This is a genomic window from Aliidiomarina indica (assembly GCF_015354615.1).
Classification (GTDB): domain Bacteria; phylum Pseudomonadota; class Gammaproteobacteria; order Enterobacterales; family Alteromonadaceae; genus Aliidiomarina; species Aliidiomarina indica.
On sequence record NZ_JACAVQ010000001.1, the window covers coordinates 97,866 to 121,468 of the forward strand.

The 23,603-nt window shown below is 50.4% G+C and carries 18 protein-coding genes, 8 tRNA genes and 1 pseudogene; 15 read left to right on the forward strand and 12 right to left on the reverse strand.

Translation table 11 applies throughout. From position 1 onward, the window contains the following. From HXZ99_RS00485 to rsxA, 6 genes are read right to left on the reverse strand one after another with little or no spacing between them, the layout of a single operon-like run. A complete protein-coding gene (locus tag HXZ99_RS00485) occupies positions 1–699 on the reverse strand; it encodes an electron transport complex subunit E (protein ID WP_194755328.1) in 699 nt (232 codons plus the stop codon). After that, complete coding sequence (rsxG, locus tag HXZ99_RS00490; protein WP_194755329.1) at positions 696–1,352, reverse strand: electron transport complex subunit RsxG; 657 nt, start codon at positions 1,350–1,352, stop codon at positions 696–698. Before rsxG ends, HXZ99_RS00485 begins: the two co-directional genes overlap by 4 nt. Beyond that, on the reverse strand, positions 1,352–2,428 hold the full coding sequence (gene rsxD, locus HXZ99_RS00495) for an electron transport complex subunit RsxD (protein ID WP_194755330.1): 1,077 nt from the start codon (positions 2,426–2,428) through the stop codon (positions 1,352–1,354). The genes rsxG and rsxD overlap by 1 nt, the downstream gene beginning before the upstream one ends. Further along, positions 2,425–4,209: an electron transport complex subunit RsxC gene (gene rsxC, locus HXZ99_RS00500; protein ID WP_194755331.1), complete on the reverse strand. Its 1,785-nt coding sequence runs from the start codon at positions 4,207–4,209 to the stop codon at positions 2,425–2,427. The genes rsxD and rsxC overlap by 4 nt, the downstream gene beginning before the upstream one ends. After that, positions 4,206–4,799 carry an electron transport complex subunit RsxB gene (rsxB, locus tag HXZ99_RS00505; RefSeq protein ID WP_194755332.1) on the reverse strand — a complete coding sequence of 198 codons (594 nt, stop codon included), beginning with the start codon at positions 4,797–4,799 and terminating at the stop codon, positions 4,206–4,208. The genes rsxC and rsxB overlap by 4 nt, the downstream gene beginning before the upstream one ends. Then, a complete protein-coding gene (gene rsxA / locus HXZ99_RS00510; RefSeq protein ID WP_194755333.1) occupies positions 4,796–5,380 on the reverse strand; it encodes an electron transport complex subunit RsxA in 585 nt (194 codons plus the stop codon). Before rsxA ends, rsxB begins: the two co-directional genes overlap by 4 nt. 194 nt (positions 5,381–5,574) lie before the next feature. Between rsxA and HXZ99_RS00515 the strand changes: the two genes are divergently transcribed. Next, positions 5,575–6,096 (forward strand): phosphatase PAP2 family protein, encoded by a 522-nt coding sequence (locus HXZ99_RS00515; protein ID WP_194755334.1) that lies wholly within the window; start codon positions 5,575–5,577, stop codon positions 6,094–6,096. A gap of 133 nt (positions 6,097–6,229) precedes the next feature. On the opposite strand, the gene HXZ99_RS00520 is transcribed toward HXZ99_RS00515, so the two are convergent. The 3 genes from HXZ99_RS00520 to HXZ99_RS00530 form a co-directional block, all read right to left on the reverse strand. Then, a tRNA-Asn gene (locus HXZ99_RS00520) sits at positions 6,230–6,306 on the reverse strand. A gap of 62 nt (positions 6,307–6,368) precedes the next feature. Then, positions 6,369–6,445, reverse strand: a tRNA-Asn gene (locus HXZ99_RS00525). 774 nt (positions 6,446–7,219) lie between these two features. Next, positions 7,220–8,413 carry a pyridoxal phosphate-dependent aminotransferase gene (locus tag HXZ99_RS00530; protein WP_194755335.1) on the reverse strand — a complete coding sequence of 398 codons (1,194 nt, stop codon included), beginning with the start codon at positions 8,411–8,413 and terminating at the stop codon, positions 7,220–7,222. A gap of 322 nt (positions 8,414–8,735) precedes the next feature. Here HXZ99_RS00530 and HXZ99_RS00535 point away from each other — a divergent pair, with 322 nt between their 5' ends. From HXZ99_RS00535 to HXZ99_RS00585, 11 genes are all read left to right on the forward strand, one after another. Continuing rightward, complete coding sequence (locus tag HXZ99_RS00535; RefSeq protein ID WP_228517561.1) at positions 8,736–10,133, forward strand: MATE family efflux transporter; 1,398 nt, start codon at positions 8,736–8,738, stop codon at positions 10,131–10,133. After that, complete coding sequence (gene uvrB, locus HXZ99_RS00540) at positions 10,123–12,144, forward strand: excinuclease ABC subunit UvrB (protein ID WP_194755337.1); 2,022 nt, start codon at positions 10,123–10,125, stop codon at positions 12,142–12,144. The genes HXZ99_RS00535 and uvrB overlap by 11 nt, the downstream gene beginning before the upstream one ends. 163 nt (positions 12,145–12,307) lie before the next feature. Further along, a tRNA-Val gene (locus tag HXZ99_RS00545) sits at positions 12,308–12,383 on the forward strand. Between the two features lie 40 nt (positions 12,384–12,423). Further along, positions 12,424–12,499: transfer RNA gene (locus HXZ99_RS00550), tRNA-Val, on the forward strand. A 423-nt stretch (positions 12,500–12,922) separates the two neighbouring features. Further along, the gene (gene gltX, locus HXZ99_RS00555) at positions 12,923–14,332 is read left to right on the forward strand and encodes a glutamate--tRNA ligase (protein WP_194755338.1); all 1,410 of its coding nucleotides are present in this window, start codon (positions 12,923–12,925) and stop codon (positions 14,330–14,332) included. A 1-nt stretch (position 14,333) separates the two neighbouring features. Continuing rightward, a complete protein-coding gene (gene can / locus HXZ99_RS00560; protein ID WP_194755339.1) occupies positions 14,334–14,984 on the forward strand; it encodes a carbonate dehydratase in 651 nt (216 codons plus the stop codon). A gap of 149 nt (positions 14,985–15,133) precedes the next feature. Beyond that, positions 15,134–15,209 (forward strand) — tRNA-Ala (locus tag HXZ99_RS00565). Positions 15,210–15,233: 24 nt separating this feature from the next. Then, positions 15,234–15,309: transfer RNA gene (locus HXZ99_RS00570), tRNA-Glu, on the forward strand. 145 nt (positions 15,310–15,454) lie between these two features. Continuing rightward, positions 15,455–15,530, forward strand: a tRNA-Glu gene (locus HXZ99_RS00575). Between the two features lie 179 nt (positions 15,531–15,709). Continuing rightward, positions 15,710–15,785: transfer RNA gene (locus tag HXZ99_RS00580), tRNA-Glu, on the forward strand. Between the two features lie 742 nt (positions 15,786–16,527). Next, positions 16,528–17,253: an SDR family oxidoreductase gene (locus tag HXZ99_RS00585; protein ID WP_194755340.1), complete on the forward strand. Its 726-nt coding sequence runs from the start codon at positions 16,528–16,530 to the stop codon at positions 17,251–17,253. A 117-nt stretch (positions 17,254–17,370) separates the two neighbouring features. On the opposite strand, the pseudogene HXZ99_RS12125 reads toward HXZ99_RS00585, so the two are convergent. Beyond that, positions 17,371–17,691 (reverse strand): annotated as a pseudogene (locus tag HXZ99_RS12125) (2-amino-4-hydroxy-6-hydroxymethyldihydropteridine diphosphokinase); the annotation flags it as partial. After that, positions 17,688–18,317, reverse strand: coding sequence for an arylesterase (locus HXZ99_RS00590; protein ID WP_194755341.1), 630 nt, complete (start codon positions 18,315–18,317; stop codon positions 17,688–17,690). The gene HXZ99_RS00590 and the pseudogene HXZ99_RS12125, both read right to left, overlap by 4 nt. Here HXZ99_RS00590 and HXZ99_RS00595 point away from each other — a divergent pair, their 5' ends adjacent. Together HXZ99_RS00595 and HXZ99_RS00600 are read left to right on the forward strand one after the other, a co-directional pair. Continuing rightward, positions 18,318–18,998, forward strand: coding sequence for an ABC transporter ATP-binding protein (locus HXZ99_RS00595; RefSeq protein ID WP_194755342.1), 681 nt, complete (start codon positions 18,318–18,320; stop codon positions 18,996–18,998). It abuts the gene before it with no gap. Next, on the forward strand, positions 18,988–21,486 hold the full coding sequence (locus HXZ99_RS00600) for an ABC transporter permease (RefSeq protein WP_194755343.1): 2,499 nt from the start codon (positions 18,988–18,990) through the stop codon (positions 21,484–21,486). The genes HXZ99_RS00595 and HXZ99_RS00600 overlap by 11 nt, the downstream gene beginning before the upstream one ends. Positions 21,487–21,512: 26 nt before the next feature. Here the strand turns inward: HXZ99_RS00600 and HXZ99_RS00605 are convergent, their stop codons facing one another. Continuing rightward, a complete protein-coding gene (locus tag HXZ99_RS00605; protein WP_194755344.1) occupies positions 21,513–22,406 on the reverse strand; it encodes a TIGR01777 family oxidoreductase in 894 nt (297 codons plus the stop codon). A gap of 91 nt (positions 22,407–22,497) precedes the next feature. Between HXZ99_RS00605 and HXZ99_RS00610 the strand changes: the two genes are divergently transcribed. After that, positions 22,498–23,589: an AI-2E family transporter gene (locus HXZ99_RS00610; RefSeq protein ID WP_228517478.1), complete on the forward strand. Its 1,092-nt coding sequence runs from the start codon at positions 22,498–22,500 to the stop codon at positions 23,587–23,589. Positions 23,590–23,603: the final 14 nt, after the last annotated feature.

A 23,603-nucleotide genomic window follows, 5' to 3' on the forward strand; every position in this document is an offset into this window, starting at 1 on the left:
TTAGTTTACGGTGGTTACCCGAGCGCGTTGCGCCTTAACGACCGGTGATTGTTGCGCTTTTTGTAGGCGCCGTCCATCGAGCCAGTTTTTTCCCGCAATCAGAAAACCCATTCCTAAAAATGCGCCCGGGGGTAAGATGGCTAGTAAAAGTGGATAATCAAACTGAACCAGCTGAATGCGTAAATCACGAGCCCACTCGCCGAGGAGCATTTCAGCCCCATCAAATAAAGTGCCTTGACCCAGCAGTTCTCGCATAGCGCCAAGAACGACTAATACGCAGGCAAAACCCAAGCCCATCATAAAGCCATCAAAAGCAGCCTGCGGCCACGGATTTTTTGATGCGTAGGCCTCAGCTCGGCCAATAATGGCACAGTTAGTGACGATAAGTGGGATAAAGATACCTAAGGCCATATAGAGGCCATAGGTAAAGGCGTTCATCAGAAGCTCAACGAGGGTAACGAAGGTGGCGATCACGATCACAAAAACTGGAATGCGGATTTCTTTTGGCACGAAATTACGCACTAAAGAGACAGTGACGTTGGAACCGATCAGTACCAGCATGGTGGCAATACCCAAACCTAATGCGTTGGTAACCGTGCCTGTCACTGCAAGCAGCGGACAAAGCCCCAATAGCTGAACTAACGCGGGGTTGTTTTCCCACAAGCCATTCTTGGTTAAGGTTTGGTACTCGCTACTCATGATTGCTCCTCAAACCATTGCTCTGGATCACCTAGGCAATTCGACGGCGCCTGAAATAAAGCGTCCATTTCATTTTGAGCAAACCACGTGGTGCGGGCAACCGCATTGACCACGGCCCGAGGCGTAATGGTCGCTCCGGTAAACTGATCAAACATGCCACCATCGCGGCGGACTGCCCAACGGGCGTCGTTTTCACTACGCATGCGTTGATTATCAAAACCCAGAATCCAAGGGTTGCGTTCCACTTCAATTTTGTCACCTAGCCCAGGCGTTTCTCGATGCTGCAACACGCGGACGCCCTTGACCACACCTTGAGGGGTAAGCGCCACAAGCAAGTGGATTTGACCACTATAGCCGTCTGGAGCCGTGGTGCGGATAGCTACAGCGCTCGGCGCGCCATTTATGCGAGCGCGATACACCGGTTGCTCGGCTAACCCTAATACCTCAGGTCGATTGAGCAGAATGCAATCGCTATACAGATCATTATCGTGTAGAGCGGGTGGAATCAGAGTATTCAGAGTACGCATGAGCTCTTGTCGTTGCTGCGCTTCAATACGGTCGGCAGTTAACAACTGGGCGATAATAATCAACGTGGTTGCCAGTACCGCGAAGCCACCAAGAATGAGGCCGTTCTTTTGCATCGTTTTTAGCATTAGCGGCGCTCCTCATGGTGGCCATACACGGTGGGTCTGGTGTATTGATCGATCACCGGCACGCAAAGATTAGCTAACAGCACGGCAAAAGCAACTGCGTCGGGATAACCGCCCCAGGTGCGAATCACATAGATGAGAAGACCAATTAAAGCAGCATAGACCAACTTGCCCCGGGTTGATGTTGCAGCCGATACCGGATCGGTGGCAATAAAGAAGGCGGCTAACATAGTTGCACCGCTGAGAAGATGAATATCCACGTTAGGCAGTGAATCTGGTGCAAAGACGGCCCCAATCAATGCGAGCAACCCGAGACTTCCCAATAAAGCGCCGGGGATATGCCAAGTAATAACCCGTTGTTTTAACAGATATAGACCACCGGCTAAGTAGGCCAGATTCACCCACTGCCAACCAGTGCCGGCGGCGCCCTGAAAAATTATGGCGCTTTTGGCTTCAGACAGGGTATAGCCTTGTGCTAATTCGGTTTTTATATGATCCAGAGGCGTTGCCATGACCACAGCATCAAGCATGGCGCCGGTGTCTACCCGTCGAATTTGCTCGAGGCTATAGCCATCGCCGGTAAAGCCAAACAGCAACACACGAACGCTATCCCAAAACCCTGGCAGCTCTTGGGCGATGGTTGCAGGAGGTAACCAACTGGTCATTTGTACCGGGAACGAAACCAGTAACAGCACATAACCGGCCATTGCCGGATTAAAAATATTGTGGCCAACCCCGCCAAACAGATGCTTAACGATAACAATCGAGAACAAGGTACCAATCACAATAACCCACCACGGGGCGAGTGGTGGAATACTTACGGCCAGCAGTGCTGCGGTAACAACCGCTGTATAATCGCGTAAGCCGCTACTGGGCTCCCGATTGCGCGCCAACAAACATACGGCCTCTGCCGCAAGGGCAACACCGATAGCAAGGATTAGCTGTAAAATGACGCCCCAGCCAAAGAAGTACCATTGCGCGAGTACACCCGGAATCATTGCGATCAGCACCAAACGCATCAGATCGGCGGTACTGCGGCGCAAATGATGATGGGGTGAGGAGGCGATAAAGAAACTCATGAATCCTCGTCCTTCTGTTTTGCAGCCTTGCGTGCCTTGGCACGGGCGATGGCTGCCGCGACTGCGGCTTTCTTGGGATCCTCAGGGGGCGCTGCCTCTGTGGCCGATTCTGCGGGTGATTCCTTGCTCTCAGCACGGGCTGCTTCACGCTCGGCCTTTCTCGCTTTCGCGCGAGCAACGGCAGATGCGACCGGGTCGGTGTTTGCATCTGGCTTAGCTGGTGTACGCGGTGCACCATCGTCACTTGCTTGCGGTTGTTGTTTGCGCGCCGCTAAGGCTTCTTCACGTGCTTTTGCAGCCTGAGCATGACGCTCCAAGCGCTCTTGTTTTTCTCGTTCAAGCCGTGCCTGTCGTGCTTCAAAACGTTGTCGTGCAATTTCGGCCTTATGGTGTTCAATTGCTTGTTCACGCATCTCCGCTTTAGCTTGGCGGTAATATTGCACTAAGGGGATTTCACTGGGACACACGTACGCGCAGGCACCACACTCGATGCAGTCGGCCAAGTGATGTGCTTTAAGCCCATCGTAATCATTGGCATTTGCCAACCAATAAAGTTGTTGGGGCAGCAGGCTTGCAGGACAGACATCGGCGCACGCACCACAGCGAATACAGGGCATTTCCGGCCCGGCGGGTGGCAATTCTTTGCGCGTGGGCGCAAGAACGCAGTTGGTGGTCTTGATCACCGGTACCTGAAGGTGGGGGAGGGTAAAGCCCATCATGGGGCCACCAATAATGACTCGCTGTTGCGCCTCAGGTTGAAAATCGACTTGTTCCAGTAAGTGCTGAACGGGTGTACCTAAAGGCACCCATGCGGTGCAGGGGCGGCGTATCGCCTCTCCGGTAAGAGTAACGACCCGTTCAAGCAAGGGCTCGCCATGGTCGATCGCCCGACATACCGCCCAAGCAGTGCCAGTATTGTGCATTAAAATGCCAATATCTGCCGGCAGTCCGTTGGCGGGCACTTGTTTACCGGTAAGGATTTGAGTGAGCTGGCGCTCGCCACCTGAAGGATATTTTGTGGGAATCACCACCACCTTCAGAGCCAGCTCTGATGCTTGCGTTGCAAGCGTGTTCTCATTTGCTTGCGCGAGAGCATTACGCATCGCAGCAATAGCCTCAGGCTTGTTATCTTCAATCGCGATGAGAATTGATTTGGCGTGAGTCAGCCACTGCAAGATTAAGCTGCCGCGAACAATTTCGTCTGCATGCTCGCGCATCAAGCGGTCATCGGCAGCAATGTATGGTTCACATTCAGCACCGTTGATAATCAAACAATCAATGCCCTGCGCACTGGCCACTTTGCGCGCAGTGGGGAATCCAGCCCCACCCAGGCCTGCAATACCCATGTGTTGCAAATGTTCCAGAACTTCCAGATGATTATGCTGTTGGTAGTCGGCAAGAGGCTTGCGTTCACCCCAGCTATCGAGATGATCGCTGCGCAAACGAATACCGGGACCAGAAAGACCAGACGGATGATTTAGCGGAAATTCGCCAATCTCGATAATTTCACCGGACGTTGGCGCATGTACGGGAAGCCCATGTTCGATACCAGGAGCGCTCAGTAAATCGCCCTTAAGAACGTGATCGCCGACTGCAACCTGCACCTCGCTTAAGGCACCGATATGCTGGCGCAGTGGAATAATAAACTCATCAGCGAGAGCAAGTCGCTGGATCGGTGCTTGGTTCGCTGGGGCCTTGCGCTCGGGGGGATGAATGCCGCCGGGAAAACTCCATAAGCGAATATCTGCGTCGTTGCCGCTGTACTTCTGTACCGCACTCATCGCTCACCTCCCTGAGATTGCTGGGCGGTCGCGGCATCGGTAATATTCTGAACCGGAATTTGTTCAAGGTTCCAAGTCCAGCGTTCTGGTTTGCTCGGTAACGGCAGCATATCGATACAATCGACCGGGCAAGGCTCTACACAGAGGTCACAGCCGGTGCATTCATCGGCAATCACTGTATGCATTTGTCGTGTTGCGCCCATAATGGCATCCACCGGACATGCCTGAATACACTTGGTACAGCCGATACACTCATCTTCACGAATAACGGCGACCTTCTTCACATCTTCAGCGCCATGAGCGGCGTCTAATGGCTTCGCTTCGCGACCCAGTAAGTCGGCAAGTCGATCGATGGTCGCTTGTCCGCCAGGGGGACACTTATTGAGCTCATCGCCATCCGCAATAGCTTGGGCGTAAGGGCGACACCCAGGATATCCACACTGGCCACATTGCGTTTGCGGGAGAATCTGATCGATTTGTTCGACGATCGGATCCCCTTCCACGCGAAACCGAATGGCGGCAAAGCCGAGGATTAACCCAGCCACCAGAGCGAGAACGGATAGGGCAATAATGCCGATGATCCAACTCATGAGAAGCTCACCAAGCCGGCAAAGCCCATAAATGCTAGCGACATCAGGCCAGCAGTAATCATCCCGATGGCAGCCCCTTTAAAGGGAAGGGGAACATCAGCGGCGGCGATGCGCTCGCGCAGGGCTGAGAACAGGATAAGCACAAGTGAGAAACCGACTGCAGCACCAAATCCATAAACAATAGATTCGATAAAGTTGTGTTGCTCGTTCACATTTAACAAGGCCACACCCAACACCGCGCAGTTAGAGGTAATCAAAGGTAAAAATATGCCGAGGAGGCGATACAGCGTAGGGCTGGTTTTATGCACCACCATTTCGGTGAACTGAACCACCACGGCGATAACTAAAATGAAACTTAGCGTCCGTAACGACATCAAATCGAGAGGCTGCAAGATATATTGGTTTACCAAATAACTGCTCACAGACGCCAATGTTAAAACGAACGTTGTCGCCATCGACATCCCAATAGCGGTTTCTAGCTTGTTAGAAACCCCCATAAACGGGCACAGGCCGAGGAATTGGACCAACACAAAGTTGTTCACAAGTACGGTCGCGATCAGGAGCAATAAGATTTCGGTCATGTCAATGCTGCACCGATTGTCAGGAGAATTCGGAAAATTTTAGCTATTATCCGTTTTTAGGCGCTCGGAAACAACTTACAGAACGTAGGTTTTTCTGGAAAAACTGAGAATCCATAGGCAGGTGGGCTGGTTTCAAGTAAACTGATGGGTTCACGCGCTCGCGAAGGCGTTAGTTTTATGACGAGGATGTTTGTGTGACTCAGTTTTTTTCTCGGTTGCGCGCGCTTGATGAATTAACCTTTGATTGGTTGTTTCGATCAACCCGCAGCCTTCGTAAAAGCCGTTTGGCGTTTTGGCTATCTCGCAGTGGCGATGGTCCTTACTACGCTTTGTTCGCGCTCTTTGCCGCGATTGCAGCAGTAGAGGGTAGCCTGTTGTTTATTCAACGGGCGCTAGTGGCTTTTGCAATTGAAATTCCGTTATTTATGGGGCTAAAAAATCTCTTACGGCGGGATCGCCCTTGGTTACGACGTAAAGTAAAACCTGTCATAAAACCCGCTGATCGTTTTTCCTTCCCATCAGGCCATGCCACCGCAGCGTTTTTGTTTGCGGCATTGGTGATCGCCAGTTTTCCCGTTTGGGCCCCACTTTTCTACGGATGGGCCACCTTAGTCGCTATTTCTCGCGTGGCATTGGGCGTGCATTATCCTAGCGATGTAATTGCGGGGGCGATATTAGGGACGGCGATTGCAGCACTCGTAGTCGCTTTGTTTTGATCGCTGCAATTAGGTAGCCAACGCATCGCCAACCTGGCTGTAGCCAACGCATTGCGTTGGTAACGAAGCACCCACCTGCTTGTAGCCAACGCATCGCGTTGGTCACGGGGAAAATAAAAAAGGAGCCGAAAAATGGCTCCCCAGGTTGGATTCGAACCAACGACACATGGATTAACAGTCCACCGCTCTAACCAACTGAGCTACTGGGGAATTGATAGGCTTTGGCGCAAGGTTCTCGCGTAAAAGCTTTGATTTTGAGGGTGTTAAGCAAGTGGCTCCCCAGGTTGGATTCGAACCAACGACACATGGATTAACAGTCCACCGCTCTAACCAACTGAGCTACTGGGGAATCGCTTAACGGGGCGGAATCTTAATGGGATGCCCGAGAAGTGTCAACATCTGAACCCGATAAATTTTCTGAGATTGGTTTAATTGCGCAGATTTTCGACTTTTTGTGGACTTTCTTGGCTTTGGGCGGTGAATATCATTTTTTGCTTATTATCAATGTTTTTATTTTCTCACTTTCTGATTTATTCCGTTAACATTTTATCCACAACTCGGTTGAAGTCGCGGTTTTACTGGCCCCTGTGATCTTATCCACTTTTTCTGTGGATAACCTTGTGGTTAAGTCTGTGAGACCCGTTACAAAACGTAGGTTATAGCTGATTTTTAGTCCTGATTAAAAACTGGCACGCTTTTTAAAATACTTTAAAAACAATATCTTACGTAGTGGTAAAATAAAAGTGTGGTTTTTGCTCGATTCCCGAATGAAAAAACAACAGCTTGTAGGTGATGCTGTGAATTACTTCTCGCAGATTTATTCACATAAGCCCTAAATTTACGTAGCTTTCCTGCGAAGTAACTGCAAACCTGCCAGCACTATCATCTGACGATTACATTGTTACCGTTTTGATCTCAGCGATGTATTTATGTACTAAATAGGGCATAAATTGCTCCTTAAACTACCTCTTTTGGGGCATTCAGTATATTGAGTCCTAAAAGGCCTAAAACGCGCCTTATAGACGCGCAAAAGAAAACGCCAGTCCGTGAGGCACTGGCGCTATTAAATCATCATCTCGGGCGTTTTAGGCGCTCTGAGACGTATGTGGGTAGTTAGATCCTGCTACCTTGTATATTTCGTCGCGAAGGCAGCAATTCGTTCCACAGCTTCATCAAGTATTGCCCGGCTTGCGGCAAACGACAGTCGGAAGTGACCTGGAGCGCCGAACGCGGAGCCAGGCACGAGCGCGACATTGGCTTCGCTCAGCAAACGTTCGCACAACTCAATATCGGAATCGACGCCCACGGCCTGCATTAACCCTTCAATATTAGGGAATGCGTAAAAAGTACCATCGCCGGAACGCACTTTAAGTCCGGGGATAGCTGCAAGGCCTGCCACCAACCGATCATGGCGTGCTTTAAACTCAGTAACCATTTCGCCAATGAATGACTGATCGCCGGTCAGGGCTGCTAATGCCGCATGCTGTGAAATAGACGCCGGGTTTGAGGTGCTTTGGCTCTGCACTTTTTTCATAGCGGCGATAATTGGCCGAGGGCCTGCCGCATAGCCGATGCGCCAACCGGTCATCGCGTAAGCTTTAGACACACCCGATAAAATGACCGTGCGATCTTTTAAATCGGGCGCGACCATTGGCAGGTTAACAAACTTTTCTTCGGTCCAGAGGATATGTTCGTACATATCATCCGTTGCAACCAAGATATTAGGGTATTTGCGCAGCACGGCGGCCAACGCTTCTAACTCTTCAGCCGAGTAGGCCATGCCGGTCGGGTTTGAAGGGCTATTCAAAAACAATAACTTTGTTTTCGGCGTAATGGCTGCTTCAAGCTGACTTGCGGTGATTTTGTAGGCTTGGTCGATACCCGCCTCGATCACCACGGGAAGTGCTCCCACCAATAACGTCATATCAGGGTATGATACCCAGTAAGGCGCAGGGATAATCACCTCATCGCCTTCGTCGAGCCAAGCAGTGAGAAGATTAAAAATGCTGTGTTTGCCCCCAGCGGAAACTAATATCTCGGCGGGGTCATACTGCAGATTGTTATCCCGTGCGAACTTGTCGCATACGGCCCTTTTTAACTCGGGAATTCCATCGACCGCAGTATAGCGCGTGTAGCCTGCATCAATCGCAGCCTTGGCGGCACTGCAAATAAATTCGGGAGTCGTGAAATCCGGTTCACCAACACCCAGACCAATCACATCCTTGCCTGCTGCTTTTAGCTCGGCAGCTTTTTGGCTTACAGCCAAAGTAGGTGATGGTTTAATGGCGTTGACGCGCTGTGAAAGTTTGTAGTCCACAAAGCACCTGTCTGCGTATGTTATTTGGAAAGAGAAATTGGGGTGAATATAAGGCAGTCACTATAAGTGGATGAGGTGAAAAAGTCTAGAGGAACCCATCGGCTTGTCGCATTCAATTCACGCCCGGAATCACGGTTTAACATAGTCAGAGTACGTACTTTTGGGTATACTGAGCGCTTCCTTTTTATGCTGGTTCAATTCGGCATGATCTGCAAATTCTTGAGGAGTCTAGATGTCATCGCGATCTTCGGGCCTGCCGCCGGAATCTGCCGGAGCAAACCGAGCGAAGCAGAAATCAACCCCGCATTCGCGTAAGCAAGAAATGCTCAACGGGCGCATCGGCCCTACGTTATGGAGCATGACTTGGCCGATGATTTTCGGTATCGCCACGTTAATCAGCTTCAATGTTGTCGATACCTTTTTTATCTCCCTGCTTGGTACCGAAGAATTGGCCGCGATTGGTTTCACCTTTCCGGTGACTTTTACCGTGATCAGTTTAACCATTGGTTTAGGCATAGGCACGAGTGCCGTTATCGCCCGCAAACTGGGCGCAGATCAGGACGAAGAGGCACGCCATGTGGGCAGTTCGGCACTCTGGCTGTCTGCGCTTTTGGTGGGAACTCTCGCTCTGCTGGGGTGGGTGTTTGCCGATCCGATTTTTAGTGTGCTAGGTGCTTCAGCGGACATTCAAATACTGATCCGCGATTATATGAATATCTGGTATGCCGGTGCCGTGCTGCTTGTGATTCCGATGATTGGTAATAGCATCATGCGGGCCTCCGGTGATACCAAAACCCCATCCATGATTATGGCCCTCGGCGGCCTGATGAATGCGGTGCTTGATCCGCTGCTGATTTTTGGTCTTGGCCCGTTCCCGGCCATGGGTATGCAAGGTGCCGCGCTCGCTAGCGTGATTGCCTGGGCGGTCGGATTTACGCTGATTATATACTTGTTGGTGCAAAAGCGGCGTTTAATCGATCCGTTGCCGCCATCGCTCAAAGAATTTTTCAATTCCACGCGAAAGCTACTGACGATCGGCTTACCTGCGGCCGGGGCGAATATGTTGACCCCGATTGCCTTGGGGATCTTAACAGCGATAGTGGCAACCCACGGCGCCCCTGCAGTAGCGGCTTTTGGAGCCGGCGCGCGTTTGGAATCTATTGCATCGATCGTGATTTTAGCGCTGTCGATGACGCTTCCGCCGTTTATTAGTCAAAACTTTGGTGCGGGTAAAATCGGACGCGTACAGGAAGCATATAAGACGGCCCTGAAGTTTGTGCTGTTATTGCAGGCCGCCATGTATTTGGTGATGGTGGCCATGCTGCCGGTGATCCAAGCGGCCTTTGCACGTGAAGAAGCGGTGGCGCAAGTGCTTGCCTATTTTGTATTTATTATGCCGCTTGGTTATGGTGTGCAAGGCTGTATTATTTTAACCAACTCCGCTTTTAATGCGTTGCATCATCCTATCCAGGCATTGTTACTGAGCATCGTTCGTCTATTTGTGATGTTCGTACCCTTATCTTGGTTGGGAAATCAATTGGCAGGGTTAGTTGGTTTGTTTATTGGCGGTGTTATCGCCAATGTACTCACCGCTATTATTTCGTATCGTTGGTTTATGCGCTTGACCGATGCTGAACGTGGAAATGCGGAAGCGGCTGAACGGGTAAAGGCGCTAGCCGCTGCCAGCAGTAAAGAAGGTGAAGGACGTTATGGCGCGTGATTTCAAGCTTGTGTCTGAGTATCAACCGGCTGGTGATCAACCCAAGGCGATTAATCGCTTGGTTGATAATCTAAACGCTGGATTAGCTCATCAAACATTACTGGGGGTGACCGGTTCGGGGAAAACGTTCACCATGGCCAATGTGATTGCTCAAACCAATCGGCCCACCTTGATCCTTGCCCACAATAAAACACTCGCTGCCCAGCTGTACGGAGAAATGAAAGAGTTTTTTCCGAACAACGCAGTGGAGTATTTCGTCTCGTATTACGATTATTACCAACCTGAAGCCTACGTGCCCACGACGGACACCTTTATCGAGAAAGACGCGTCCATTAACGAGCATATCGAGCAAATGCGTTTGTCTGCGACAAAAGCGTTGATGGAACGTCGCGATGTTGTGCTGATCGCGTCGGTGTCGGCGATATATGGTTTGGGTGATCCTGAATCCTACATGAAAATGATGTTGCACTTACGCCGAGGCGATATCGTTGATCAACGAGATATTTTGCGGCGCCTTGCGACCTTGCAGTATACCCGCAATGATCAGGCGTTTACGCGCGGTACCTACCGGGTACGCGGTGAAGTGATCGATATCTTCCCGGCAGAATCCGACGATATGGCGGTACGGATCGAACTATTTGATGATGAAATTGAGCGCATTAGCATTTTTGAGCCGCTGACAGGGCAGGTGACCCAAGCGGATATTGCGCGTTTTACCGTGTATCCAAAAACCCATTATGTGACCCCTCGGGAAAAAATCATTGAGGCCATTGAAGGCATCAAAGGTGAGCTGAAGATGCGCCGAGAGCAGTTTTTGGGCGAACATAAGCTAATTGAAGAGCAGCGCATTCGTGAACGTACCCAATTTGATATTGAGATGATGTTGGAGTTGGGCTATTGCTCGGGCATTGAGAACTACTCACGCTATTTATCAGGGCGTGCGCCTGGCGAGCCACCGCCGACGCTCATGGATTACTTACCTGATAATGCCTTACTTATTATCGATGAGTCCCATGTGACTGTGTCGCAAATTGGAGCTATGTATAAAGGCGATCGCTCCCGTAAAGAAAATTTAGTGGGGTACGGTTTTCGGTTACCTTCCGCATTGGATAATCGCCCCCTCAAATTTGAAGAATTTGAAGCCATATCTCCGCAAACTATTTATGTGTCAGCCACGCCCGGAGATTACGAAATTCGCCGCTCAGATACCGAAGTGATTGAACAGGTAGTGCGGCCAACGGGCTTGATTGACCCTGTGATTGAAGTACGTCCGGTGGCGACGCAAGTAGACGATGTGATGTCGGAAGTGCGTTTGCGCGCTGAGCTGGGCGAGCGCACCTTAATTACCACGTTAACGAAAAAGATGGCGGAGGATTTAGCCGATTATCTCGATGAACATGGCATTCGTGTGCGTTATTTGCACTCGGACATTGATACCGTGGAGCGCATGGAGATTATTCGCGATCTGCGCTTGGGCGAGTTTGATGCGCTGATTGGGATTAACCTGTTGCGGGAAGGCTTAGATATGCCAGAAGTGTCTCTGGTCGCGATTCTTGATGCCGACAAGGAAGGCTTCTTGCGGGCTGAGCGTTCGCTTATTCAAACCATCGGTCGGGCGGCACGTAACCTAAATGGTAAAGCTATCCTGTATGGTGACCGCATCACGAAGTCGATGCAAAAGGCCATTGATGAAACCGAGCGGCGCCGTAGTAAACAGATTGAACATAACACAGCCCATGGTATTACGCCGCAAGGACTGATAAAGAAAGTAAACGATGTGCTCGATTTAGGTGGTGACACCAGCAAACGCAAGCGCGATAAAGCACGGGCTGCGGCAGTGGCGCGAGGCATTAAAATTCCCGAGTACAAGAGCCCGAAAGCCCTTGCCGATGCAATTTCAGAACGAGAAAAGGCAATGTATCAGGCCGCTCAAGACCTGGAATTTGAGAAAGCAGCAAAAATTCGCGATGAAGTGCATGAGCTAAGAGAACAGCTAAAAACCTATGCATAAACTCTGAATTCGGCTATTTTTAGGGCGAAGCGTCGTTTTTTTCAACAGTCAGTAAAACTCTGAACAATTTCCTGTTGACAGAGCAAAGCACCGCCCTATAATAGCGCCTCGCAACACAGGGAACATCAACTGCGTTGCATGCAATCACTGAACAACCACAAATGGATGGTTAGCTCAGTTGGGAGAGCACCGCCCTTACAAGGCGGGGGTCACTGGTTCGAGCCCAGTACCATCCACCAGTGATTGACCAGTACATTGCAAAAAAGTAAGCCCCAACGTGGATGGTTAGCTCAGTTGGGAGAGCACCGCCCTTACAAGGCGGGGGTCACTGGTTCGAGCCCAGTACCATCCACCATTTTCTAACTGCCTTCAGGCAGTTTTTTTATGCCAGTTCCTCGCTCAACTCCAAATGTAACATTGCTCCACACGTCTTTCTTTCTGATCTTTCTTAATTTTTTACGCCGTAGGGAAATATTTTGTAACAAATATTGACTAGGGTAATCCCGACCTATCCTTTAGTATGGCTTCCGTTACGCAATGAAACTCCTCGAATGGATTTGAAGACACTGCTTTGCGTTCTCCGCACTGGATGAGCGGAACGACTCGTTTAGGATGAACGAATTCCTGGATGACTTTGCGACAAGGATGTTGCACCCCAGTCCCAGACTTGTACTTTCCCCGTTTGTATCATCAGCTTCTCCTACATACCTCCGCGATTTTCTTTCTGGTATACTCTGCGCCTATTGATTTTTGCACTTCAATCACAGGAAGAAGAACCATGTCTGTTGTTTCTCGTTTTGCGCCTAGCCCAACTGGTTATCTCCACGTCGGTGGTGCGCGAACTGCGTTGTATGCGTGGCTAGTTGCTCGTGCTGCTGGTGGTAAATTTGTACTGAGAATTGAAGACACCGATCGCGAACGTTCAACCCAAGAAGCTATTGATGCAATTTTTGCAGGCATGGAGTGGTTAGGCCTTACGTGGGATGAGACACCCGTGTTTCAAACCCATCGCTTTGATCGCTATCAGCAAATCATCGACCAATTGATGGCCGAAGGTAAGGCATACAAGTGCTACTGCTCGCAGGAGCGCTTAGAAACCATGCGTGAAGAGCAAATGGCAGCAGGACTCAAGCCGCGCTACGACGGCAAGTGTCGTGATATTGAAGATAAGCCCGGACAGCCATACGTGATTCGTTTTCGTAATCCACAAGAGGGCAGTGTGGTGTTTGAAGATCATGTGCGCGGTCGCATTGAAATTGCCAATAAAGAACTCGACGATTTGATTCTTGCCCGCACCGATGGAACGCCAACTTACAACTTCTGTGTCGTTGTGGATGATTGGGATATGGGTATTACCCACGTGGTACGTGGTGAAGACCATATTAACAATACGCCGCGTCAAATTAATATCCTCAAAGCGCTCGGCGCCCCCATTCCTGAATACGCCCATGTATCGATGATTTTAGGCGATGACGGTAAAAAATTATCCAAGCGGCATGGAGCTGTCAGTGTTACCGAGTATCGGGATAAAGGCTATTTGCCGGAGGCCATGTTGAATTACTTGGTCCGCTTAGGCTGGTCCCATGGTGATCAGGAAGTATTTACCCTCGAAGAAATGATTCGCTTGTTTAAGCTCAGCGACATTAACAAAGCGGCATCAGCGTTTAATACCGAGAAGCTTAACTGGCTGAACCAGCACTATATGAAAACCTTACCGCCAGCCCAAGTCGCTGCAGAATTGCTGTGGCACTTTGAGCAAATAGGCGTGAGTACTGAGGGCGGACCAGCACTGGTCGAGGTTGTAAAACTGCAGGCAGATCGAGTAAAAACGTTGCGGGAAATGGCCGAGATCAGCCGTTATTTCTTTGAAGAAGTGACCGAATTCGACGCAGATGCGGCGAAAAAGCACTTACGGCCGGTGGCGAAAGAGCCCTTGGCGGATATTCAGCAGCGTTTAAGTCAGCTTACTGACTGGACTCCCGAAGCCATTCATCAAGCGATTCAGGACACCTGTGCCGCCTTAGACGTTGGCATGGGCAAAGTCGGCATGCCGCTGCGTGTTGCCGCCACAGGTGGCGGCAATTCACCGTCGTTGGATGTCACCTTGGCGTTGTTGCCACAACCTGTAGTTGTCGCTCGCATTGATCTCGCCCTGCAATTTATTCAAGCGCGTGAGGAGAACGCATAACATGCCGAAAATTCGTGAATTGCTAGCACATAATAAAGCATGGGCAGAGACCCAAGTGGAGCAAGACCCAGAGTTTTTCGAGCGGTTAGTGAAACAACAGAACCCAGAGTATCTTTGGATTGGTTGTTCTGATAGCCGAGTACCCGCGAATCAGATCGTTGGATTAGCGCCAGGCGAAGTATTTGTGCATCGCAATGTGGCCAACCAAGTGATCCAAACAGATTTTAATTGTCTGGCCGTTCTTGAATACGCGGTTGTAAATCTGCAGGTTCGACATATTTTGGTGGTCGGCCACTATGGATGCGGTGGGGTGGCCGCCGCCATGGAGAGCAATCGTCATGGATTGGTCGATCAGTGGTTGCACCCGATCAAGGATATCTATCGGCACAACGAACCGCAGCTATGCGAGATGCCATATACGTCTCGTTTCGACCGTTTATGCGAATTGAATGTACTTGAACAAGTAAGAAACTTGTCTCGGAATCATATTATTCAGGAAGCATGGGACCGTGGGCGAAAAGTGTCGATTCATGGCTGGATTTACAGCGTAAAAGATGGGTTATTGAAAGATTTGGGCTGTACAATTACAGGGAAAGAAGGCGTTGAACCTATTTATCAATATTGTTCAGATGAACAATCTGATGAAGAGTAATTCAGGCCAATTGTTGAAAAAGAGTGCATATTGGCAAAAAAATAGCCGAACAGGTCACAAGTCCGAAAAAACAGTTGACAGTGGTACGGTGGATTCTTAGAATGCGCCTCGCTGTCAGGACACAGTCCGAAGCAGTAATTTCCGATAGTGGGGCTATAGCTCAGCTGGGAGAGCGCTTGCATGGCATGCAAGAGGTCAGCGGTTCGATCCCGCTTAGCTCCACCAAATTTCGGATAGAAAAAGAAATGCGTCCCCTTCGTCTAGAGGCCTAGGACACCGCCCTTTCACGGCGGTAACAGGGGTTCGAATCCCCTAGGGGACGCCACTTTTTCAACAGAACTGATAGGCATTTGTTGACGCCGTGAGGCGCTGTCCAAGGACACCGCGCTAAACCTTTGGCACGACGGCAACAAGAGTTCGAATCCCCTAGGGGACGCCACTTTTTCAACAGAACTGATAGTAAGTTCCGGGTCCCCTTCGTCTAGAGGCCTAGGACACCGCCCTTTCACGGCGGTAACAGGGGTTCGAATCCCCTAGGGGACGCCACTAATTTAAAAGAGCCGATAGGCATTTGTTGACGCCGTGAGGCGTTGTCCAAGGACACCGCGCTAAACCTTTGGCACGACGGCAACAGAGGTTCGAATCCCCTAGGGGACGCCACTAATTTAGAAGAGCCGATAGGCATTTGTTGACGCCGTGAGGCGTTGACGCAGTAAAAGTTCCGGGTCCCCTTCGTCTAGAGGCCTAGGACACCGCCCTTTCACGGCGGTAACAGGGGTTCGAATCCCCTAGGGGACGCCACTTATTCTTAGAAACCTGCTACGTTAGCGGGTTTTTTTGTGTCCGCCGTGAGGCGCTTGCTACGCCAGCGCGGGCGCTGTCCCAGGACACCGCGCTAAACCTTTGGCACGGCGGTAACAGGGGTTCGAATCCCCTAGGGGACGCCACTTATTCTTAGAAACCTGCTACGTTAGCAGGTTTTTTTGTGTCCGCCGTGAGGCGCTTGCTACGCCAGCGCGGGCGCTGTCCCAGGACACCGCGCTAAACCTTTGGCACGGCGGTAACAGGGGTTCGAATCCCCTAGGGGACGCCACTTATTCTTAGAAACCTGCTACGTTAGCGGGTTTTTTTGTGTCCGCCGTTCACTATCTTTATCCGATCTTGGGCCAACGCGATGCGTTGGCTACGTGTGCTTCTGGATGTGAGTGCGAGGTTCGCAAAGACACCGCGAGGGTGTCTGCCGCAGGGATGCGGCAGCCAAGCCTGCATGGATGCACTCGTGGCGTCCCTCGCGGTGTCATTGTCAGCCTCGAGCGAAGACCAACGCGGTGCGTTGGCTACGTGTGCTTCTGGATGTGAGTGCGGTGTCATTGTCAGCCTCGAGCGAAGACCAACGCGGTGCGTTGGCTACGTGTGCTTCTGGATGTGAGTGCGGTGTCATTGTCAGCCTCGAGCGAGGACCAACGCGGTGCGTTGGCTACGTGGATGATCCTATTTGAGGTAAAGTGCGTTAAGCTATCAGCATGAACTAACGGAGTTGATAATGACGACACAACCCATTGCTTTGATTACGGGCGCTGGCCGCCGCTTGGGACTGCACATGACCCGTAGCTTGCTGGCTGATGGCTGGCGGGTGATAGCGTTATCGCGGAGCGAAGATGGTGAGCTAGGCGCGCTGGCAGCAACGGCTCAAGGGCTTAGTATAGTGACCTGTGATGCGCTGAATGATAAGAGTGTAGAGAACGCGATTGGCGCGATTCAAGCGCAAGCCTCACATCTCGATTTTATGCTGCACAATGCCTCTATTTATGAAAAAGACGCTGCCCACGAAAAAGATGAGTGCGAATTCTATGACGCGCTCTATCACGTCCATATGAAATTGCCGGCACGCTTGAACACTCATCTGCGCAAACTATTGGAAAATAGCGTTCGACCCACGGCAAATGTGATTCATATCACCGATATATACGCAAACAACCCCAATCCAGCGTATGCCCTGTATTGTTCTACGAAAGCAGGATTAGAAAACTTAATGATTAGTTTTGCCAAACGCTTGGCACCGAAAGTTCGGGTGAACGCGATTCAGCCGGGGCCGATTAAATTTCTTCCTGAACATAGCTCGGGGGATAAAGAAAAGGTGTTAAGCGAGACCTTGCTCCCGGTGGAGGGTGGTTTCGAAGCGTTGGAGCAGGCGATTAAGAGTATCCTCAACAACGAATACATCACTGCTGCCTCGTTTCGTGTAGACGGTGGCAGGTCGGTGGCCTAGTTGAAAACGACCTAGTGTAATGCTTTGCGTGTTTTGTGGTGAGGTGACCGCATCAATGCACACTTGTGTATAAGGTTCATCAAAACTTCGTGTTGCCTGCATGTCTAGTTGTTGCTGAACATGCAAAATATCAAGATCGAGCGTACGGTCTTTTTTACTGCGCATAGGGTCGCTACGGTCGCGACCGTGCGCAGCTTCTAGTTGATTAAACCAGTGTTTGATCGTGTCCGCAGCGTCGTGGGCTGCGAAAATCACTAAGGTATTAAAAAACGGGTGATCGGTGTGGATGTCGCATGGCTCGGTTTTTACAATGGGAAACACCAAGACATCACCAAAGCGTTGGCTCAATTCGCCAATAGCCTGAGCAACGTGGCGCTCAGGTGCAAGGTTGCTACCGATGCTCACGTAAAAGTAGTGTAACGTCTTAGGTTGGCTCACAGGGCCTCCAGAAGAGCGCGTAGCTGGGGTTCCATTAAATCGGCTATGACGGGTTGTGCCGCTAGATTTGGATGAATACCGTCGGCTTGCATGTAATTAGGATTCAAGGCGACCTCACGCATAAAGAACGGGATTAACGGAATATCTTTGTCTTCGGCGACCGTGTGGAACACATCGCGAAACATGCGCGTGTAGCGTCGTCCGAGATTAGGTGGAATTTCCACCTCGCTCAGCGCCACTTGAACGTTTCTGGACTGGAGGATCTTTACCATCTCCCGTAAATTAGCTTCCATGGTGTTGAGATTAAACCCACGTAAGCCATCGTTACCGCCGAGCTCAATAAATACAATATCCGGCTGATGGCGTTCTAATAAAGATTCGAGCCGAGACAGGCCGCCCTGAGTGGTTTCGCCACTGATACTGGCATTGATAATACGCAAATGAGGATGGTGAATTTGCCATGTGCGATCAATTTCTGCCACCCAAGTATCCGCTTCTGCGATACCATAGCCAGCGCTGAGGCTATCACCGAGAACTAATAATGATACATTTTGGTCTGCCGCACGTACTGAACCAGATACGGCAAGGCCAATGACTACAATGATGTAAAGGAATTTTTTAAACATATGGCACTTATTCAAGTTCAATCAGTTTCTCGCAATGTTGCGACCAGCGACGGTGAATTGCAAATTTTATCCGAGTTAAGCTTTTCGATCGACCGTGGTGAAGTGGTTGCGGTGGTAGGGGCATCCGGCTCCGGTAAATCAACTTTACTCTCGTTACTTGCGGGTTTAGATCTGCCATCCACAGGGCAGGTTGTTATAGATAACGTAAATTTGAACGATTTGGATGAAGAGCAGCGTGCAATTCTTCGTGGCGATAAAATTGGGTTTATATTCCAATCCTTTCTTTTGATCCAAAGTTTAACCGCTTTGGAAAACGTGATGTTGCCTGCGGAACTGGCGGGGCGTCCTAATCCTGAACAAGAGGCCCGTGAGCTGTTGGCCAAAGTGGGATTGAGTGAGCGTCTCACCCATTATCCAAACCAACTCTCGGGCGGCGAACAACAGCGCGTAGCCATCGCTCGGGCATTTATAGGGCAGCCACAAATTCTGTTTGCTGATGAACCCACGGGCAATTTAGATAGTAAAACGGGTGAACGCGTCGAGGCCTTGTTATTTGAGCTTAACCGTGAATTTAACACAACGCTGGTGGTGGTGACCCATGACGATAAGCTGGCGCAGCGCTGTGATCGCACCTTGCGCTTAGATGCCGGTCAACTCGTGGAGCAACAGCATGTGGCCTAAGATTTCGTGGCGCTTATTAAAACACGAGTTACGCCGTGGTGAGTTAACGATTATGGCGGCGGCCGTTGCCCTAGCGGTGTGCGCGGTGCTGAGTTTGTCAGTGTTTAGCGAACGTTTGCAGCTAGGCTTGCTCGATCGCAGCTCTGAGTTTCTTGCCGCAGATCGCGTGCTGCGTGCCCGAGGTGCGGAAATTCCTACCGAGTGGCTTGAACGCGCTGATCAAGACAACGTGGCGTGGACACAGCGGGTCACCTTTAATTCAATGGCATTTGCCCACGGCGAAATGACCTTGGTGGATGTAAAATCGGTGGGTGATGGCTACCCTTTGCGTGGTCATTTAGAAGTGGCGTCTGCGCCATACACGGAAGGTGAGCGTGTCGAAAACCTGCCTCAGGCCGGTGAAACGTGGGTGCAGGGTAGTTTGTTCCAAACTTTAAACCTAGAAATTGGCAGTGTGCTAGAAATCGGTGATGCAGAGTTCACGGTGACTCAGGTGTTAAGTCATCAGCCTGACGCCGGCTTTAACGTATTTACTGATAGCCCCACGGTACTGATTCATATTGACGAGCTTGACCGAACTGGGTTGATTCAGCCAGGCAGCCGTGTCAATTACAATTACCTATTTGCCGGTGAACCGAGCGATATCCAACGCTTTGAGACTTGGTTAGTTCCTCAGCTCGACGATGTCACACAGCGCTGGACGAGCATTCAAGATGGTGATTCACCGTTATCTGCCGCGCTGAATCGCGCCGAGCGATTTATGCTATTGGCAAGTTTGTTGGGCGTAGTATTAGCGGCGACAGCGGTGGCGGTAGCAGCGCAGCGGTACGCGCAGCGAAACTTCGATGCCGTGGCCATTATGAAAACCTTAGGTGGCCGTACCCCGCAAATTACGCGCATTTTCACCTTGCACCTGCTGTTACTCACGGTGGTCAGTATCTTATTAGGCTTGCTGCTAGGGAATGCCTTGCAATACGGGGTGATCTGGTGGGTAAGCGATCAATTAGGTTATGCCTTACCGAGCGGCGGCAGTGGGCCTTATGTGTTAGCCATTGCAACCGGCCTGCTGTGTGCGTTGATGTTCAGCTTGTATCCACTGTTGCGCTTGTTGAAGATCCCACCGTTGCGAGTTTTACGCCGGGAAATTACTGCGCAAGGATTGGGAAAATGGCTGCACTGGCTCATCGCAGGCGCTACCATTTTCCTACTCATGGTGATTTATAGCGGTTCTCTGATGCTCTCATCGGCGTTATTCGCCGGTGGTCTTGTGGCCATGCTCTTGCTTCTTGGCATTGGTCGGTTGTTTATTCGGGCAAGCCGCAGCGCTGGGATGCAAGCAGGTAGTAGTTGGCGCTTGGCTATGGCGGGATTACAACGTCGGGCAGCACAAAACAGCATGCAGATGCTCAGTTTTTCAATTGCCATTATGCTGCTTTTATTGGTGCTGGCACTACGCAATGAGTTACTTGATGATTGGCAAAGTCAGCTCCCAGACGATGCCCCCAATTATTTTGTGGTGAATGTTGCCCCCCATCAAGTACAGCCCATGCAGGACATGTTCGAGGCTGAATCGATTCAAGCCACGGAGCTTTATCCGATTGTCCCCGGGCGCTTGGTGGCCATTAATGGCACTATGGTACGTGATGCGGTAACGAAAGAAGAACGCGATGACAGTGAGTTTCGAGAAGGCTTCGGGCGCGAACTGCAATTAACCTGGCAAGCGAATCTGCCGGCAGAGAATCGCATTTTGCAAGGGCAATGGTTTTCGCCTGGAGAAGCGGGCGTCTCGGTAGAATCGCAGGTCGCTGAGCGGATTAACGTGGGCGTCGGTGATGAGCTGACCTTCCGGGTTGCCGCTGATGAATTTACCGTGCCAGTGACAAGTATTCGAGAAGTGGATTGGAATACCATGCAGCCAAATTTCTACATGGTGTTTAGTCCCGATCTGTTAGAAGGGATGCCGGCAACCTATATCGCCAGCTTCCACTTGCCGACAGAGCGGCGGGCAGAGCTCTATCGTTTGTTCCGTGATTTCCCACAAGCCTCGTTGATTGATGTGGAAGATATTCTCACGCAAATTCGCGATGTGATTGGCCATGTGTCCTTGGCGATTACCTTTGTCATGGTGCTGGTGATTTTTGCCGGCGCCTTAGTGTTGGTTGCGCAAGTGCAGGCATCACTCGATGAGCGGCGGCAGGAATTAGTGATTTTACGTACCTTGGGTGCGCGTTCATCGTTATTGTCGCGGGCGGTAAGTTACGAATTCGTGGTGCTCGGCGCATTGGCAGGCTTAATTGCCACCATTGCCATGGAGGTTGCGGTGTATGCCCTACAAACCCAGGTGTTTAATATGCAACCAACATTCCATTGGCGGTTTTGGGTACTGGGCCCGACGATTGGTGCCTTTGTTGTGGCGGCACTAGGGTGGGCGGTGTGTTATCGCTTGCTGCAACACCACACCGGAACCTTAATACGTCGTCTGCAGTAACGCCTTGGCAAAGACGCATGTGTGGATTACACACATGCGTCTAATGCCTCTTTCAGTTCCCCGTATTCAAACGTATACCCTGCTTGCTCTAATCGCTCAGGCAAGACAGCTTGACCCGTTAACATAAGATCTGACATCTCACCAAAGGCTAAGCGCAAAACAAATGCAGGGGCCCGGAAAAAAGCAGGGCGATGCAAGGATTTACCCAAGGTTTTACTGAAGGTTTCGTTATTGACTGGCTTAGGTGCGGTGAAATTATAGGGGCCTGAACACTCCGGATGCTCCAATAAAAACATAATACCTGCGGTCATGTCATGGATGTGTATCCATGACATCATTTGCTTGCCGTCTCCCATCGGGCCACCTAATCCTAAACGAAACGGAAGCAGCATTTTCTTCAGGGCACCGCCATTTCGGGAGAGTACAATTCCTGTTCGCAATAGACACACGCGCGTTTTACTACTTTCGGCGCGCAATGCGATGGTTTCCCATTGCTTGCACAATCGATGGCTAAACTCATCATTTGGCGTATGCTCAGCTTCAGTGACTGGGGTAGTACCCTGACGGCCATAATAACCAATGGCAGAACCGGATATAAAAGTATGTGGCGGCGTCTCTGACGCAGCAAATAGACCGACTAAGGATTCGGTAATATGCCAGCGACTTTGTTCGATGCGTTCGCGCTGAGCGTCCGTCCAGCGCTTCTCTGCAATCGGTTCGCCCGCCAAATTGATCACTGCATCAAAGTGATTGAGATTTTCTAATTCACCGAGGCTCGCTAAAAGGGAGACGGTGGGGCCTAATTTCTTGCGTGCATTTTTAGGATGTCTCGTAAGCACGGTAATACTATGGTCATCACCATAGCGCTGGATAAAGTGCGAGCCAACGAGGCCAGTGCCGCCTGTAATGAGAATATTCATAACGCTCCTTGAAGTAAGATGCTTGTGAGCCTTGTTACATTGGCGTATCGTTTTAAGCTTAGCATCGAATTTTGGATACGGAGAATTGGCCATGACGGACCAACCCACTATGTTATCGCCAGTGAGTAAAATTATTTTGGTGGCGGCCGCAATTATAATTATCTTGGCAGGGATTAAAGCGGCGAGCGTTATCGTCGTGCCATTCCTTTTGGCGCTGTTTATTTCAATTATTTTTCAGCCAGTGATTCTTTGGTTCCAACATAAGGGCTTACCTCCCTATGTGGCCATCTTCGCCATATTGCTGGTGATATTGATTGCGGGCTTTGGACTCGCTGGCTTGATTATGCAATCGGTGAATGATTTCACCGTCAAACTTCCCGAGTATCGGGAAAAGCTGACGGCGCAATTTTCCGAGCTTACGCACATTGCCGGCATGCTTAATATTAATCTTGATAGCTCGTTGCTGGAGCAGCACTTAGATCCGTCGCGGCTGATGTCGATGGCGGTGAACATTCTTTCGAGCTTGGGCAATATGCTCACCAATATCGTGCTTATTCTATTAATTGTCGCCTTTATGTTGGGTGAAACTGCGTTAATGCCCCGTAAGATTGGTCTTGCCTTTCCGCATCCCGAAAAACAAATGCAGCGCATGAGTACGATGCTTCTGTCGATTAATAAATACCTCGCATTAAAAACAATGCTGAGTTTAGTGACCGGGCTATTGGTTGGCATTGGTTTATGGTTACTTGGCGTTGATCACTTCATTTTGTGGGCGGTGGTCGCTTTTCTGTTTAACTACATTCCAAACATAGGCTCTATTTTAGCGGCCATTCCCGCCGTGATTATGGCACTCGTTCAATTTTCGCCCATTATGGCCGGTGCTGTCGTCGTGCTGTATCTAGTGATCAACGTGTCTATTGGTAATGTGATTGAGCCGCGTGTGATGGGACGGGGCCTTGGCTTATCTACGCTGATTGTTTTTCTCTCGTTACTGTTTTGGGGCTGGTTGCTAGGACCGGTGGGAATGCTGCTATCCGTTCCCTTAACCATGATGGTGAAAATTGGTTTTGAAGAAAATCCTGGGACTCGGTGGTTGGCTATTTTACTCAGTGGTGATGAAATTAATCGGATGGAAGAGGGCACATCGCTGCAAGAAACACAGGCCGACGTGCCCAAAAGCTAATTACCCTTGGCGTG